Consider the following 13,614-nt stretch of genomic DNA (forward strand, 5'->3'; position numbering starts at 1 on the left):
CTATATCGACCGGCCGCAATAGCCGCTCAGGCTTCCGTTGCATCCATGGCTGTTGAGGTGTGCTGGTCTTTCGCTAACGCTTTGCCAAGCCAATCCGCCAGCCGTTCGATGCGTGGGTCCGGATTACGCTTTGCGGCGCACAGTACCCAGCGGCCGCGCGTGGCGGTGAATCCCCACGGCGCCAGCAGGCGCCCGGCCGCCAGGTCGGCCGCCACCAACGGCTGCGGCGCGATGGCGATCCCCAGGCCGGCGGCAGCGGCTTCCAGCAGATACACCAGGTGTTCAAATTCGGTGCCGAAGCGCAGCGCCTCGGGTGCCAGTTCATGCGCCTGCGCCCATTCCGGCCAGGCTTGCGGTCGCGAGCGGGTGTGGAGCAAGGCGTGATCGCGCAGTGTGGCCGGGTCGCTCCGGTCGATCCGCAAGGTCGACGCGAGCTGCGGGCTCAGCACCGGGCCGATCCACTCCACGCCCAGCGCGTGCACTTGCCACTCGCTTGGCCAGGGCGGGGTGTCCAGCAGCAGGGCGGCATCCAGACCGTCCAGATCCGGGCCGGGCGGCTGTTCGCTGGCTGACAGGTGCACGCGCAGGTCAGGAAGGTCGTGCTGCAGCAGTCCCAGGCGCGGGATCACCCAGCGTGCCAGCAGGCTACCGGAACACCCCAGCACCAGTGGCGCCTCGGCGGCCGGGCGCTGCAACGCTGCCCAGGTCTGGCCGATCACGCCAAAGCCTTCGCTGGTGGCATCGCGCAGCCTCATGCCTGCTGCGGTCAGCACCAGGCCGCGGCCCTGCCGCGCAAACAGCGCAGTACCCAGCGCCTGTTCCAGCGAACGGACGTGCCGGCTGATGGCGCCATGGGTGACGTGCAATTCCTGCGCGGCGCGGCTGACGCTCTGCAGGCGCGCGGCGGATTCAAACGCACGCAGCGCCGCCAGCGGGGGAAGTGACGCGGTCATGTGTGATTCCAAGTCACAGGTTGCAGCAATCTTATCGATTTATCGCAGGCCGTGGCTGCGCTAAAGTGTCTCTTCTCGTATGACGCATCGCTGCAGAGGATTTCCATGTCGGCCCAGCCCATCAGTGACTTTTACGCGTATCCGGATGCTGCCGGCCACTTCGGCAAGTTCGGTGGCCGGTTCGTCGCCGAAACCTTGATCGGCCCGCTGCAGGAACTGGCCGCCGCCTACGATCTGGCGCGTCAGGATCCGGCCTTCATCGCCGAGTACGACAAGGACCTCAAGCATTACGTCGGCCGTCCCAGCCCGATCTATCACGCAGAACGGCTCAGCCGCGAAGTGGGCGGGGCGCAAATCCTGCTCAAGCGCGAAGACCTGAATCACACCGGCGCGCACAAGATCAACAACACCATCGGCCAGGCCCTGCTGGCCAGCCGCATGGGCAAGAACCGCATCATCGCCGAGACCGGCGCCGGCCAGCATGGCGTGGCCAGCGCCACCGTCGCTGCACGTCTGGGCCTGGAATGCGTGGTCTACATGGGCGCTACGGACATCGAGCGGCAGAAGATCAACGTCTACCGCATGAAGTTGTTGGGCGCGACGGTGATTCCGGTGACTTCAGGCTCAGCCACGCTCAAGGACGCGCTCAACGAAGCCATGCGCGACTGGGTCACCAACGTGCAGGACACCTTCTACATCATCGGCACCGTGGCCGGCCCGGATCCGTATCCGCGCATGGTGCGTGACTTCAATGCCATTGTCGGCCGCGAAGCTCGCGAGCAGATGCTGCAGGACTACGGCCGGCTGCCGGATGCGATCAGCGCCTGCGTTGGCGGCGGCAGCAATGCCATCGGTCTGTTCCATGCCTTCCTCAACGACCCGGGCGTCAAGATCTACGGCGCCGAGGCGGCGGGCGATGGCATCGCGACCGGGCGCCATGCGGCGTCGATCGCGGCAGGGCGCCCCGGTGTGCTGCATGGCAACCGCACCTATGTGATCTGCGACGACGATGGCCAGATCACCGAAACCCATTCGATCTCCGCCGGTCTGGATTACCCCGGCGTGGGCCCGGAGCATTCGTTCCTGTCCGACAGCGGCCGCGCGGTGTACCAGGGCATTACCGACGACGAAGCGATGGCCGCGTTCCATTTGCTGGCGCACACCGAAGGCATTCTTGCCGCGCTTGAATCCAGCCATGCGGTGGCGCAGTCGATCAAGCTCGCGCGCGAGATGCCGAAAGATGCGTTGGTGTTGTGCAATCTGTCTGGTCGTGGCGACAAGGACGTGCACACCATTGCGGCGCGCGAAGGCCTAACCCTGTGAAGCAACAGCGCATGCGCAGCCTTGCTGGGGCGGCTGCGCTGCTGTCTGTATCTGCCCCTGCAGTGGCCGCCGCAGCACCTGCGCTGGATCGCAGTGGCGCGGTGCGTGTGGGCCGACGCTTCATCGACTTGGCGCCGCAAGCAACCTGGAAGCACTTCAATGCCGGCCAGATCGAACACTGCGATTACGTCGAGGCGGGGCTGTTGCCCGCTGGCGTGTCGATGATGCTGCAGGACGGGCGTGTTGCAGGATTTGGCGTCAGCAACGCCGCAACAGTTGGTCCGTTCGGGAGCTCTGTGGGCGACACCGAAGCCGCCGCGCGTGCGCGTCTTCCGGCAGGCTATCGCGTCGCACCGCATCACGATGGCAGCTGCGGCGGCAACGATCTTTATTTGACTTGGCGCGACCCGCACAGTGGGTTCGCGGTTCGCTATGAAACTGGAGAAGGCAGCGTGAGATCGATGTATTGGGGAACCTGGGACGGCGTGCAGTTGGTGGAGGGATGCGCATGAGCTGGCAGCCCGATCGCATCGCCGCGCGCTTTGATGCGCTGCGCCACTCCGGCCGCAAGGCGTTGATTCCCTTCATCACCGCTGGCGACCCGTCGCTGGAGGCCACCGTGCCGGTGATGCACGCGCTGGTGCGCGCCGGTGCCGATGTCATCGAACTCGGCGTGCCGTTCTCCGACCCGATGGCCGACGGCCCCACTATCCAGCGCAGCTCCGAGCGCGCGCTGGGGCGCGGCGCCGGCCTGGCTTACGTGCTGGAAGCGGTGCACGAGTTCCGCCGCGAAGACACGGCCACGCCGGTGGTGCTGATGGGCTACCTCAACCCGATCGAGATCCACGGCACGCTGCGCTTCGCCGAAGCGGCCGTCGCCGCTGGCGTCGATGGCCTGCTGCTGGTCGATCTGCCGCCGGAAGAAGCCGATGAAACGCGCACCATCTTCACCGAGGTTGGGCTGGCGCTGATTGCACTGGCATCGCCCACCACTAGCGAGCAGCGCCTGGACATGCTGTGCAGCACCGCGCAGGGCTATCTTTATTACGTCAGCTTCGCTGGCGTCACTGGTGCCTCCAACCTGCTCGACACCCATGCCGCCAGCGACCGCCTGCGCCAGTTGCGTCAGCGTGCCGGCGCACCGGTGGTGGCCGGCTTCGGCATCAAGGACGCCGCCAGCGCTGCCGCTATGGCCGTGGATGCCGATGGCGTGGTGGTCGGCAGTGCTCTGGTTGCCACCTTGGCCGAAGCGGACGACGTCCGTAGCGCTCGCGAACGCGCCGAGGCCTTCCTGGCCCCGTTACGCCAGGCCCTCGACCAGGCATAGACGACCACGCGTAGACCAAAAAACGCCAGCGCGAGGCCCGTGAGCAGGGCAACATCCCGCAATCGCGCGAGCTCTCGAAGGCGGCCGCGTTCGGTGCCGGCGTGTTGGCGCTGATGGCGCTGGCCCGCGGCATTGGCAATTGCGCCACGGTGGATGAAGATCGCGCTCGGCCCGGATCCGACGATGACCTAGGTGCCTCTCCCACCAAGACGGGAAGGCGCCGCTTGCGCGCCGCCGGTACGCGTGCCTTGGAATGCGCGCGGCAAGCGCGAGCTGTGGCGCCGAGCAGGGGGGATGGTACGAGCGCAGCCGTGTGTACCCAACCCATTGCGCTGCATCAACAAGGTGAAGCAGTGGCCCGCGATACGTCATCCGCAAGCAGACACACCAGTCAGGCCGGAAGTATCTGCGCCAGATCGCGCATTCATGACGCCCGCTACCTTGGCATTCCCACGGCGCGTTAGACTGTCGCCCCTCTGCGGCCCGCAAGGCCGCCCTGCATGGATTTCAGACACGCATGAGCTGGCTCAGCAAATTGATGCCCTCCGGCATCCGCACCGAAAACACTCCGGCCAAGAAGCGCAGCGTCCCCGAGGGCCTGTGGGAAAAGTGCAGCAATTGCGGCAGCGCGCTGTACGGCCCGGAACTCGAAGAAAACCTCGAGGTGTGCCCGAAGTGCGATCACCACATGGCGATCCGCGCCCGCGCGCGCCTGAATTCGCTGTTCGATCCCGACACTGCGACTACTGAAATCGCTGCCCAACTCGGGCCGGTCGACGTGCTCAAGTTCAGGGACCAGAAGCGTTACGGTGAACGCATCAAGGCCAGCCAGAAGGCCAGCGGCGAATACGACGCGCTGATCGCCATGCGCGGCACGCTCAAGGGCAACCCCTTGGTCGCCGCTGCGTTCGACTTCGCCTTCATGGGCGGCTCGATGGGCTCGGTGGTCGGCGAGCGCTTTGCGCGTGCCGCCGAAGTGGCGCTGGAAGTCGGTTGCCCGTTCGTGTGCTTCTCCGCCAGCGGCGGCGCCCGTATGCAGGAAGGCTTGTTCTCGCTGATGCAGATGGCCAAGACCTCGGCCGCGCTCGGCCGCCTGCGCGAAGCGGGTCTGCCCTATATCTCGGTGCTGACCCATCCCACCACCGGTGGCGTGTCGGCTTCGTTCGCGATGCTGGGCGACATCAATATCGCCGAGCCGCATGCGCTGATCGGCTTTGCCGGCCCGCGCGTGATCGAACAGACCGTGCGCGAAACGCTGCCGGAAGGCTTCCAGCGCTCGGAGTTCCTGCTCGACCACGGCGCCATCGATCAGATCTGCGACCGCCGCGAGATGCGCGACCGCATTGCCGAACTCACCGCGATGATGATGCGTCAGCCGCATCCGCAGGACGCCGACGCCGCATGAGCGCACGCAAGTACTTCGGCACCGACGGCATCCGCGGTCGGGTAGGGCAGGGCGTGATTTCTGCCGATTTTGTGCTGCGGCTGGGCAATGCGCTTGGCCGTGTACTAACCCAGGGCCGCAGCAAGCGGCCGTTGGTGCTGATCGGCAAGGACACCCGCATTTCCGGCTACATGTTCGAAGCGGCGCTGGAAGCAGGCTTGGTTGCTGCAGGTGCCGACGTGCAGCTGATCGGCCCGATGCCGACCCCGGCCATCGCCTTTCTGACCAGCACGCTGCGCGCCGACGCGGGCGTAGTGATCAGCGCTTCGCACAATCCGCACTACGACAACGGCATCAAATTCTTCTCCGCCGAAGGCGAGAAACTCGACGACGCGACCGAAGCGGCGATCGAAGCGGCGTTGGACGCGCCATTCCACACAGTGGAATCGGAGCGTCTGGGCAAAGCCATTCGTACGCGTGACGCCATCGGCCGCTACATCGAATTCTGCAAGGCCAGCGTAGCGCGTGGCTTCACCCTGCACGGGCTAAAGATGGTGCTGGACTGCGCGCATGGTGCTACCTATCACATCGCACCCATGCTGTTCCGCGAGCTCGGCGCAGAGGTAGTGGTCATCGGCGCCGCGCCGGATGGGCTCAATATCAATGCAGGTGTCGGCTCGACCCATATCGACAATCTTGCCGCCACGGTGCGCGAGTGCGGTGCGCATCTGGGCATCGCTTTCGACGGCGACGGCGACCGCGTGTTGATGGCCGACGACCAGGGCAACCCGGTCGATGGCGACGATCTGCTGTACGTGCTTGCGCGCTCGTGGCAGGCCAGTGGCCGGCTCACTGGCACCGTGGTCGGCACCTTGATGACCAATTACGGTCTGGAGCAGGCCCTGGAGTCGCTGAACATCCCGTTCCAGCGCGCCAAGGTGGGCGATCGCTACGTGCATCAGGCCCTGGTCGAAGGCGGCGGCACCTTGGGCGGCGAAACCTCCGGTCATCTGTTGTGCCTGGACCGTGCCACCACCGGCGATGGCATCGTCAGCGCGCTGCAGGTGCTCGAAGCGTTGGGGCGCGATGGCCAGAGCCTGCGCCAGGCACTCAGCAGCCTGAGCAAGGTGCCGCAGAAGACTGTCAACGTGCGCCTGGATGGCGGTGCGGCCAAGGCCATTGTGGAAGCGGCCAACGTGCAACAGGCGTTACAGCAGGCGCAAGCCGCTGTTCAAGGCCGCGGCCGCGCGTTCCTGCGCCCGTCCGGCACCGAGCCAGTGGTGCGCGTGACGGTGGAAGCCGACGACGCGCGCCTGATGCAGGACACGCTCGACCGACTCTCGGGTGCAGTGCGTGACGCGGCGTGAGTCAATCGTCATTGGCGTGTGCGTGGTCATCGCCAAGGCCGCGACGTTTTACCTGTTGTATCGCCTGCTGATCTGATCAGGCTTCTCTCGACCTTTTCGACTTCGACTGCAGACATCCGTATGAGCGCGCGCATCCCCACGCTGGACATCACCCGTTTCGACACCGACCGCGACGCCTTCGTTGCCGAGCTCGGAGCGGCCTATCGTCAGTGGGGTTTTGCCGGCATCCGCAATCACGGCATCGCCCAGGCCGACATCGATGCCGCCTACGAGGTGTTCAAAGCGTTCTTCGCGCTGCCGGAAGCGACCAAGCGCTGCTATCACGTGGAAGGCAGCGGCGGCGCGCGCGGCTATACCGCGTTCGGTGTGGAAACCGCCAAGGATTCCAAACACTTCGACCTGAAGGAGTTCTGGCACATCGGTCGCGAGATTGCAGACGATTCGCCGTACCGCGCGGTGATGGCGCCGAATCTGTGGCCTAGCGAAGTGCCGGGTTTCCGCGAGCGCGGCTACCAGCTGTACCAGCAGCTTGATCAACTCGGTTCGCGCGTGCTGTCGGCGCTGGCGCTGCATATCGGCTTGCCGCAGGACTACTTCGTCGACAAGACCAACAACGGCAATTCGATCCTGCGGCCGATCCATTACCCGCCGATCACCAGCGACGACATCCCCAACGTGCGTGCTGGTGCGCATGGCGACATAAACTTCATCACCTTGCTGGTTGGCGCCAGCGCCGCTGGGCTGGAAGTGCGTTCCAACGATGGCGAGTGGGTGCCATTCACTGCCGACGCCGACACCATCGTGGTCAATATCGGCGACATGCTGCAGCGCCTGACCAACCACGTATATCCCTCCACCATCCACCGCGTGGTTAATCCGCCGGGCGAGCAGGCGCGCCAGCCGCGCTATTCGGTGCCGTTCTTCCTGCACCCCAATCCGGATTTCCTCATCGACGTGCTGCCCTCGTGCATCAGCGCCGACAACCCCAGCCGTTACCCGGAGCCGATCACGGCGCATGGCTTCTTGGAAGAGCGCCTGCGCGAGATCAAGCTGAAGTAATCCGGCGCGCATCGCGACGCTTTGTGCGCAGCGAATAGCCGCGCTCGCAACACCAGCGGTGACCATTGCCACACTTCTGTTCAGAAAATTCCGCTCGCGTCTGGTTAAAGCTTGCGTTCACTCAGGCCGATAACCCAGTCTGATCGCTAGCGCGACGTCGGACTCGCCTGGCGCCCGCTGCCGATTGCACAGGGTGGGGCGCTTTTGCATGCGATGGTTCAAACGGGTAGGTGCAGTGTGCGTGCTGGCGGCCTATGCCGCACCAGGGGCGGCCGCGGCGACGTCGGTCAATGTGACCGTCGCCGATGCCGGCGGCGTGCTGGTCGATGCGGTGGTGAGCCTGGAGCCGGCGCGGCCTGCTGCGCCGAGCGCGACCAAGACCGCGGAAATGGACCAGGTCAACTCGCAGTTCGTGCCTGCCGTGCTGGCAGTGCGCGCAGGGACGCTGGTGCGCTTTCCGAACAACGACCAGATTCGCCATCAGGTTTATTCGTTCTCGCCGGCCAAGCGTTTCGAACTGCCGCTCTTCCAAGGCACCACGGCGACGCCAGTGCGTTTCGATCAGGCCGGCCTGGTCACCATCGGCTGCAATATTCACGACTGGATGGTGGGGTACATCGTGGTGTTGGAAACGCCGTACTTCGGCAAGACCGGCAGCGATGGCCGCGCCCAACTGGAGGCGCCTGCGGGCAATTACACGCTGCGCGTCTGGCATCCGCGTATCAAGGGGGCAGCAAGTAGCGAGCCATTGGTGATCGCGCGCGATGCAGTGCAGCGCCGCGTCACCTTGCAGACTACCGGCACTGCTCCTGTCGTTGCGCCGCCGGATGCGCGGGTACGCGCGCTGCAAGACAAGTTCCGTAATGCCGACCCCAAGAAGCCGCGTCCATGAGAGCGATGCGCCTGCATACCCGCATCGCGGCCTTGCTGGTGCTGGTCTTGCTTGCCACGCAGGCATTGACGTTTCTTGCCGTGCAGCTGGCGACCGAACGTAGCGTCAAGGCGCAGCTCGGCGAAGAGCTGGAAATCGGCGAGCGCGTCTGGCAACGCATCAACGTGCGTCGCGACGAGCAGTTGCTGCAGTCGGCATCGGTGCTGGCCGACGACTTCGGGTTTCGCGCCGCCGTAGCAAGTGGCGATGTTCCGACGATGCAGTCGGCCCTGCGCAACCATGCCGCACGTATGTCGTCAGAGACTGCGCTGCTGCTGTCACCAGATGGTGAATTCTTGACCGGCCTGGCCGATCTGCCGCAGGCCGAACAAGTGCGTGCGGTGCAGGCATTGCTGCAACGAGCGCAGCACGATGGACGCGCAGTGGGCGTGGTGGCGCTGGATCAGCACATCGTGCGGCTGGCGGTGGTGCAGGTGCTGGCGCCAAACCGCGTCGGCTGGATTGCGATCGGCAACGAATCCGGCGATGGCCTGGCGCAGGATTTCCGCAGCACCACCGGGCTGGATGCCACCTTCTTCACCGATGGCCCGCCAGTGCGTGTGTTGGCCTCCACCCTTGAGCCGCCGGCACGCGTCGAATTTGCGCAACAATTGCCCGAGGCTGAGAAGGTGCAGGCTGCATCGATCCCGTTGACGCTGGGCGAGTCGCGCTATCTGGTCAGACTGCAATCGATCCAGGGCGACAGCCACGTGCGGGTCGCGTTGCAGGCATCGCTGGATCGCGCTGTCGCGCCGTATCGCGTTCTCAAGCTGCGCATCCTGCTGCTGGCGGGGCTGGCGACCGTCGCTGCGCTGGTTGTGGCGATTTTTCTCGCGCGTGGCGTGAGCAAGCCGGTTGCGCAACTGGTACAGGCTGCGCGACGCATCCAGCGCGGCGATTACCAGACTGCGGTGCAGGTCCCGCCCGGCCGCGAACTTGCCGAGCTGGCCGACAGTTTCGGACGCATGCAGCATCAGATCGCCAGCCGCGAGCAGCGCATCCTGCATCAGGCCCGGCACGACGCCTTGACCGGCTTACCCAACCGGATCTGGTTGCTGGAGCGGTTGAAGGAAGTTGTGGAGCAGACCGTGGCATCCGGTGGCACCGCCGCGGTGCTGATCCTGGATCTGGAGCGCTTCAAGGAACTCAACGACAGCCTCGGCCACGACTTCGCCGACCAGGTGCTGGTGGAAGCCGGACGCCGGCTGGTGGAGGTCGTGCAGGAGCCCAATTTAGTCGGCCGGTTGGGCAGCGATGAATTCATGGTGGTGGTGGCGCAAGCCGATGCCGCCAGCGTGCAGCAGAATGCGCAGTTCTTGCTGCTGCAGCTGCGCCGCCCGCTGGTCTTGCCGCAGGCGCGGATCCAGCTTGAAGCCAGCATCGGCATCGCCCTGATTCCCGACCATGGCGCCGACCCGGATACCTTATTGCGCCGCGCCGATATCGCGCGGCGCCAAGTCGGCACCACAAGCGCCATCGGTGCCAGCGTCTATCGCCTGGGCCAGGACGAACAGCATCTGCGGCGTTTGCGCCTCACCGGCGATCTGCGTCAGGCCATCGGCGGCAACGAACTCACCTTGCGCTTCCAGCCCAAGATCTGTCTGCGCAGCGATCGGGTCGAGCAAGTCGAAGTGCTGGTGCGCTGGCATCACCCGGTGCTCGGCCCGATCGGCCCGGACGAATTCATCCCGCTCGCCGAGCACTCCGGCGTCATCCATTCGCTCACTCGCTTCGTGCTAGACCAAGCGCTACGCTGTCAGGCGCAGTGGCGCGAGCAAGGGTTGGAGTTGGGCATGGCGATCAACTTGTCCGCGCTCGATCTGTCCGACCCCGGCTTGCCCGACTTCGTGCGCGGCCGCCTGGAGCATCATGCCGTACCGGCGCAGTCGTTCACGCTGGAATTGACCGAAAGCGCCTTGATGCGCGATGTCGAATTCGCGCTGCACATGCTGCATCAATTGCGCAGCGTGGGAGTGCGACTGTCCATCGACGACTTCGGTACCGGGTATTCCTCGTTGGCTCAACTCAAGCGCATGCCGGTGAACGAATTGAAGATCGACAAGAGTTTCGTCATGCAGTTGGCCGAAGGCACCGACGATGCCTTCATTGTCCGCAGCACGATCGATCTGGGGCATAACTTGGGCCTGAGCGTCATCGCCGAAGGCGTCGAGAACGCCACTGCGTTGGCACTGTTGCGGGGCTATGGCTGTGACATGGTGCAGGGCTATCTGTATTCGCCACCGCTGGAGGAAGCGCCGATGGTAGCCTGGTGTATGCGCCAACTCGGCATGAACTCGGCCGCGCACGCAGGTGCACAGCGATGAGCGTGCATCTGCGTGTTGTAGTGATCGCTGCATCTGTTGCTGGTGCATTCGCACCACTGCACGCAATGGCCGGCGACGGACGCCTGCTCGCCACCGGCGGTGCGTCCATGATCGAAGGCAGTAGCGGTGGCGGCATCGTGCCGTGGGCTACGTTGTCTGGGTACGGCACGCGCGACGAACTCGGCACTATCGCGTTTGCCACGCATGTAGATAGCGGCGATTACCGCCTCAATGTGCAGGGCGTCGCGCTCACGGTCGGCAATCGGCTGGAGCTGTCAGTCGCCCGCCAGCGTTTGGATCTGGGCACCTTGCAGGACCGGCTTGGCTTGCCATGGAATGCGCTCGGCCAGGACGTGTTTGGTGCCAAGTTACGTCTGGCCGGCGATCTTGTGTACGGGCATGCGCCGCAGGTCAGCCTGGGCGTGCAGTACAAGCGCTTGCGCAATGGCACGTTGCCGCTGGCGATCGGTGCGCGCGACGACCACGGCACCGATGTCTACATCAGTGCCAGCCGCTTGTTGCTGCAGGGCGCCGGTGGGTATCAGTTGCTGCTCAACGGCACCTTGCGCGCCACCCGCGCCAACCAGACCGGCTTGCTCGGCTTCGGTGGCGATCGTCGCAACAGTTATCGTCTGGTACCCGAGGCCAGTGCTGCGGTGGTGCTGTCGCCGTCGTGGGCGGTGGGCGTGGAATATCGCGACAAACCGAATAACCTCGGCTTCGCGCGCGAGCAAGCGTGGGCGGATGCATTCCTTGCCTGGTTCCCCAGCAAGCATGTCTCGTTGACCGCTGCATTCGCCGATCTTGGCGACATCGCCACGCTTGCCGATCAGCGCGGTCCTTATCTTTCTTTGCAGGTGGCGTTCTGATGAACCGATGGTTGCGCTGGTCCTTGCTGTGCATGCTCGGCCTGACGAGCGCCTGCGCCAGCACGCAACCGCGCCAGACGCTTTATGACGAACTCGGCGGACAAGCCGGCATCGAAGCGCTGGTGGACACCATGCTCTCGCGCATCGCCGACGACCAACGCATCGTCGATAAATTCGCACGCGTCAATATCGTCATGCTCAACGAGCGCCTGGTGCAGAAGTTCTGTCATGTCGCCGACGGCCCATGCCCGGACACCGCCAAGTCGATGCAGCAGGCGCACGCACACCTTGCCATTGGCGAAGGCGACTTCAATGCCTTGGTCGAAGATCTGAACTGGGCGATGGATCAGCGCAAAATTCCGCGCCGCACGCAAAATCGCCTGCTCGCACGGCTGGCGGCCATGCATGGCGATATCGTCAATCACTAAGAATCTGTTCACGATCTCCTGAGCAGCAATGTCAGGAACGCAAGATCGATGAACTGCAAGCTGGTATTGAGCCTTCGCTCGCAGTTCTTCCATAACCTTCGATTCTTCTCCAGCCAGACAAAGCTGCGTTCAACAATCCAGCGCTTCGGCAGGACCTTGAAAGTATGCAACTCGCTGCGTTTGGCAATCTGTACGGTGACGCGCTTGCCAAGGATGTCCTGGACGCCCTTGGCGAAGGGATCTCCGCTATAGCCGCTATCGCCCCGCAGGCTTTTCACCCGACCTAAGCCCGATTGGCAGCGATCCAATGCTTCCAGCGCGCCTTTACGATCGGTGACCTCCGCTGTGCTCACAGCAACGGCATGCGGAAATCCTTCCGAATCCACCGCGATATGGCGCTTGATCCCCGACACCTTCTTGCCCGCGTCGCAGGCTTCGTGCGTTTGCGGGCTTGTTCCAGAATCGGACGGGTGTGCTCGAACCGCTCACGGCGCATGTCACTTGGGTAGTCTTCTCGCGCATTCGTGCAGTTTGCACGGCTTGAAAAAGATCGTGAACAGGTTCTAAGAGCGGCTAACAAAATGTAACCGGCAGTTGTCAGGTAGGCGTGGACAGCGCGGAGGAACGCAGTGGACGAGTGGTACATGCCGCACCGAGCACCGGCCACGCCCGCCTGGCGGCTGCGCAGTCGTTTTGTTAGGGCCCGTTAACACATCCGAAGCCCATCAACGGTGAGCACAAAGCTGAGGAATCCAAGGAACATGACGTCCAGCTTCTCAAAGCGCGTGAAAATCCGGCGGTAGCCCTTCAAGCGACGGAACAGCCTCTCCACTTCGTTGCGCCGCTTGTACATGTGTTGATCGTACTCCCAAGGATGGACCCGATTGGACTTGGGTGGGACCACCGGCACGAAACCAAGATCGAGCGCCAGCTGGCGGGTTTCATTGCCTTCGTAAGCGCGATCCATTAGCAGATGAATCGGCCGCTTCACTTGCCCCAAATGTTCAAGCAATGCCCGGCCTGCTGGTGCGTCATGTGCGTTGCCAGGCGTCAATCCGAACGTGATGGCTGTTCGAGCATCTGCGGCAACCATATGAATCTTGGTGTTCCATCCGCCGCGGGATTTGCCAATCGCCTGTGGGCCTTTTTTTAATGCGCCAGTGCCATCCGGATGCACCTTGATGCTGGTGGAGTCCAGCGAGACCGCTTCGATTTTGATGCGCACGATCTGGCAGGTCTGCAATTGGGCGAACATCCGATCCAGCACACCGGACTTAGCCCAACGGTTCATGCGTGTGTACACCGTATGCCAGTTGCCAAAGCGCTTGGGCAGACCGCGCCATTTGCAGCCGTGCTCTGCGACGTAGAGGATGGCGTTGACCACCTGCAGATTGGTCATGCTGACATTGCCGCGCTGCGCAGGTAAGCAATGTTCGATGAGGGCAAATTGTGCTGGCGTGATCTCCATGTCCAATAGTTTAATCGCCCGAGCCATTAGTGTTAACAGGCCCTAGTCACTCCAAGAGTAGCGATTGGTTTTAGCGCTTGTGGTCAGGCGCGAGCCGCTGTTGGTTGGACTGGCATGTGCGTGCATCCCAATCATTTGACGATCGATACACTCGCTTGCGTGGTCATCGCACGCCCTACGG

The 13,614-nt window shown here is 63.9% G+C and carries 12 protein-coding genes, 1 other RNA gene and 2 pseudogenes; 11 read left to right on the plus strand and 4 right to left on the minus strand.

Annotated features, from left to right (window positions below):
- Nucleotides 1–26 precede the first annotated feature (26 nt).
- Nucleotides 27–953 carry a LysR family transcriptional regulator gene (locus KWO_RS08480; RefSeq protein ID WP_010379375.1) on the minus strand — a complete coding sequence of 309 codons (927 nt, stop codon included), beginning with the start codon at nt 951–953 and terminating at the stop codon, nt 27–29.
- 105 nt (nt 954–1,058) lie between these two features.
- On the opposite strand from KWO_RS08480, the gene trpB reads away from it, so the two are divergent.
- From trpB to KWO_RS08535, 11 genes and pseudogenes are all read left to right on the plus strand, one after another.
- Nucleotides 1,059–2,276 carry a tryptophan synthase subunit beta gene (gene trpB, locus KWO_RS08485; protein ID WP_010366666.1) on the plus strand — a complete coding sequence of 406 codons (1,218 nt, stop codon included), beginning with the start codon at nt 1,059–1,061 and terminating at the stop codon, nt 2,274–2,276.
- Nucleotides 2,273–2,788, plus strand: a complete 516-nt coding sequence (locus KWO_RS08490; protein ID WP_010379374.1) for a hypothetical protein — start codon at nt 2,273–2,275, stop codon at nt 2,786–2,788. Before trpB ends, KWO_RS08490 begins: the two co-directional genes overlap by 4 nt.
- Nucleotides 2,785–3,603: a tryptophan synthase subunit alpha gene (gene trpA / locus KWO_RS08495; RefSeq protein ID WP_010379373.1), complete on the plus strand. Its 819-nt coding sequence runs from the start codon at nt 2,785–2,787 to the stop codon at nt 3,601–3,603. The genes KWO_RS08490 and trpA overlap by 4 nt, the downstream gene beginning before the upstream one ends.
- Nucleotides 3,604–3,617: 14 nt before the next feature.
- Nucleotides 3,618–3,789 (plus strand): annotated as a pseudogene (locus tag KWO_RS08500) (EscU/YscU/HrcU family type III secretion system export apparatus switch protein); the annotation flags it as partial.
- A gap of 331 nt (nt 3,790–4,120) precedes the next feature.
- Nucleotides 4,121–5,008 carry an acetyl-CoA carboxylase, carboxyltransferase subunit beta gene (gene accD, locus KWO_RS08505; protein WP_010366658.1) on the plus strand — a complete coding sequence of 296 codons (888 nt, stop codon included), beginning with the start codon at nt 4,121–4,123 and terminating at the stop codon, nt 5,006–5,008.
- Nucleotides 5,005–6,354, plus strand: coding sequence for a phosphoglucosamine mutase (glmM, locus tag KWO_RS08510; protein WP_010379372.1), 1,350 nt, complete (start codon nt 5,005–5,007; stop codon nt 6,352–6,354). Before accD ends, glmM begins: the two co-directional genes overlap by 4 nt.
- A 120-nt stretch (nt 6,355–6,474) precedes the next feature.
- Nucleotides 6,475–7,413, plus strand: a complete 939-nt coding sequence (locus KWO_RS08515) for an isopenicillin N synthase family dioxygenase (RefSeq protein WP_010379371.1) — start codon at nt 6,475–6,477, stop codon at nt 7,411–7,413.
- A 208-nt stretch (nt 7,414–7,621) separates the two neighbouring features.
- On the plus strand, nt 7,622–8,305 hold the full coding sequence (locus KWO_RS08520; protein WP_010379370.1) for a methylamine utilization protein: 684 nt from the start codon (nt 7,622–7,624) through the stop codon (nt 8,303–8,305).
- The gene (locus tag KWO_RS08525) at nt 8,302–10,668 is read left to right on the plus strand and encodes a putative bifunctional diguanylate cyclase/phosphodiesterase (protein ID WP_017113383.1); all 2,367 of its coding nucleotides are present in this window, start codon (nt 8,302–8,304) and stop codon (nt 10,666–10,668) included. The genes KWO_RS08520 and KWO_RS08525 overlap by 4 nt, the downstream gene beginning before the upstream one ends.
- The gene (locus KWO_RS08530) at nt 10,665–11,537 is read left to right on the plus strand and encodes a DUF3034 family protein (RefSeq protein ID WP_010379365.1); all 873 of its coding nucleotides are present in this window, start codon (nt 10,665–10,667) and stop codon (nt 11,535–11,537) included. The genes KWO_RS08525 and KWO_RS08530 overlap by 4 nt, the downstream gene beginning before the upstream one ends.
- The gene (locus KWO_RS08535) at nt 11,537–11,965 is read left to right on the plus strand and encodes a group I truncated hemoglobin (protein WP_010379363.1); all 429 of its coding nucleotides are present in this window, start codon (nt 11,537–11,539) and stop codon (nt 11,963–11,965) included. The genes KWO_RS08530 and KWO_RS08535 overlap by 1 nt, the downstream gene beginning before the upstream one ends.
- Before the next feature lie 8 nt (nt 11,966–11,973).
- On the opposite strand, the pseudogene KWO_RS08540 reads toward KWO_RS08535, so the two are convergent.
- From KWO_RS08540 to KWO_RS08550, 3 genes and pseudogenes are all read right to left on the minus strand, one after another.
- Nucleotides 11,974–12,396: pseudogene (locus tag KWO_RS08540) on the minus strand (IS5 family transposase); the annotation flags it as partial.
- Between the two features lie 140 nt (nt 12,397–12,536).
- Nucleotides 12,537–12,611, minus strand: a non-coding RNA gene (locus tag KWO_RS08545) — sX9 sRNA.
- Nucleotides 12,612–12,671: 60 nt separating this feature from the next.
- A complete protein-coding gene (locus KWO_RS08550; protein WP_106888038.1) occupies nt 12,672–13,433 on the minus strand; it encodes an IS5 family transposase in 762 nt (253 codons plus the stop codon).
- Nucleotides 13,434–13,614 lie beyond the last annotated feature (181 nt).

Source organism: Xanthomonas vasicola pv. musacearum NCPPB 4379 (assembly GCF_000277895.2).
Classification (GTDB): Bacteria; Pseudomonadota; Gammaproteobacteria; order Xanthomonadales; family Xanthomonadaceae; genus Xanthomonas; species Xanthomonas vasicola.

Bases quoted from the DNA above. Each gene is read 5' to 3' on its own strand.
- KWO_RS08480 (WP_010379375.1), bottom strand. From the start codon at position 953: ATGACCGCGTCACTTCCCCCGCTGGCGGCGCTGCGTGCGTTTGAATCC.
- trpB (WP_010366666.1), top strand. From the start codon at position 1,059: ATGTCGGCCCAGCCCATCAGTGACTTTTACGCGTATCCGGATGCTGCC.
- trpA (WP_010379373.1), top strand. From the start codon at position 2,785: ATGAGCTGGCAGCCCGATCGCATCGCCGCGCGCTTTGATGCGCTGCGC.
- accD (WP_010366658.1), top strand. From the start codon at position 4,121: ATGAGCTGGCTCAGCAAATTGATGCCCTCCGGCATCCGCACCGAAAAC.
- glmM (WP_010379372.1), top strand. From the start codon at position 5,005: ATGAGCGCACGCAAGTACTTCGGCACCGACGGCATCCGCGGTCGGGTA.
- KWO_RS08515 (WP_010379371.1), top strand. From the start codon at position 6,475: ATGAGCGCGCGCATCCCCACGCTGGACATCACCCGTTTCGACACCGAC.
- KWO_RS08520 (WP_010379370.1), top strand. From the start codon at position 7,622: ATGCGATGGTTCAAACGGGTAGGTGCAGTGTGCGTGCTGGCGGCCTAT.
- KWO_RS08525 (WP_017113383.1), top strand. From the start codon at position 8,302: ATGAGAGCGATGCGCCTGCATACCCGCATCGCGGCCTTGCTGGTGCTG.
- KWO_RS08530 (WP_010379365.1), top strand. From the start codon at position 10,665: ATGAGCGTGCATCTGCGTGTTGTAGTGATCGCTGCATCTGTTGCTGGT.
- KWO_RS08535 (WP_010379363.1), top strand. From the start codon at position 11,537: ATGAACCGATGGTTGCGCTGGTCCTTGCTGTGCATGCTCGGCCTGACG.
- KWO_RS08550 (WP_106888038.1), bottom strand. From the start codon at position 13,433: ATGGAGATCACGCCAGCACAATTTGCCCTCATCGAACATTGCTTACCT.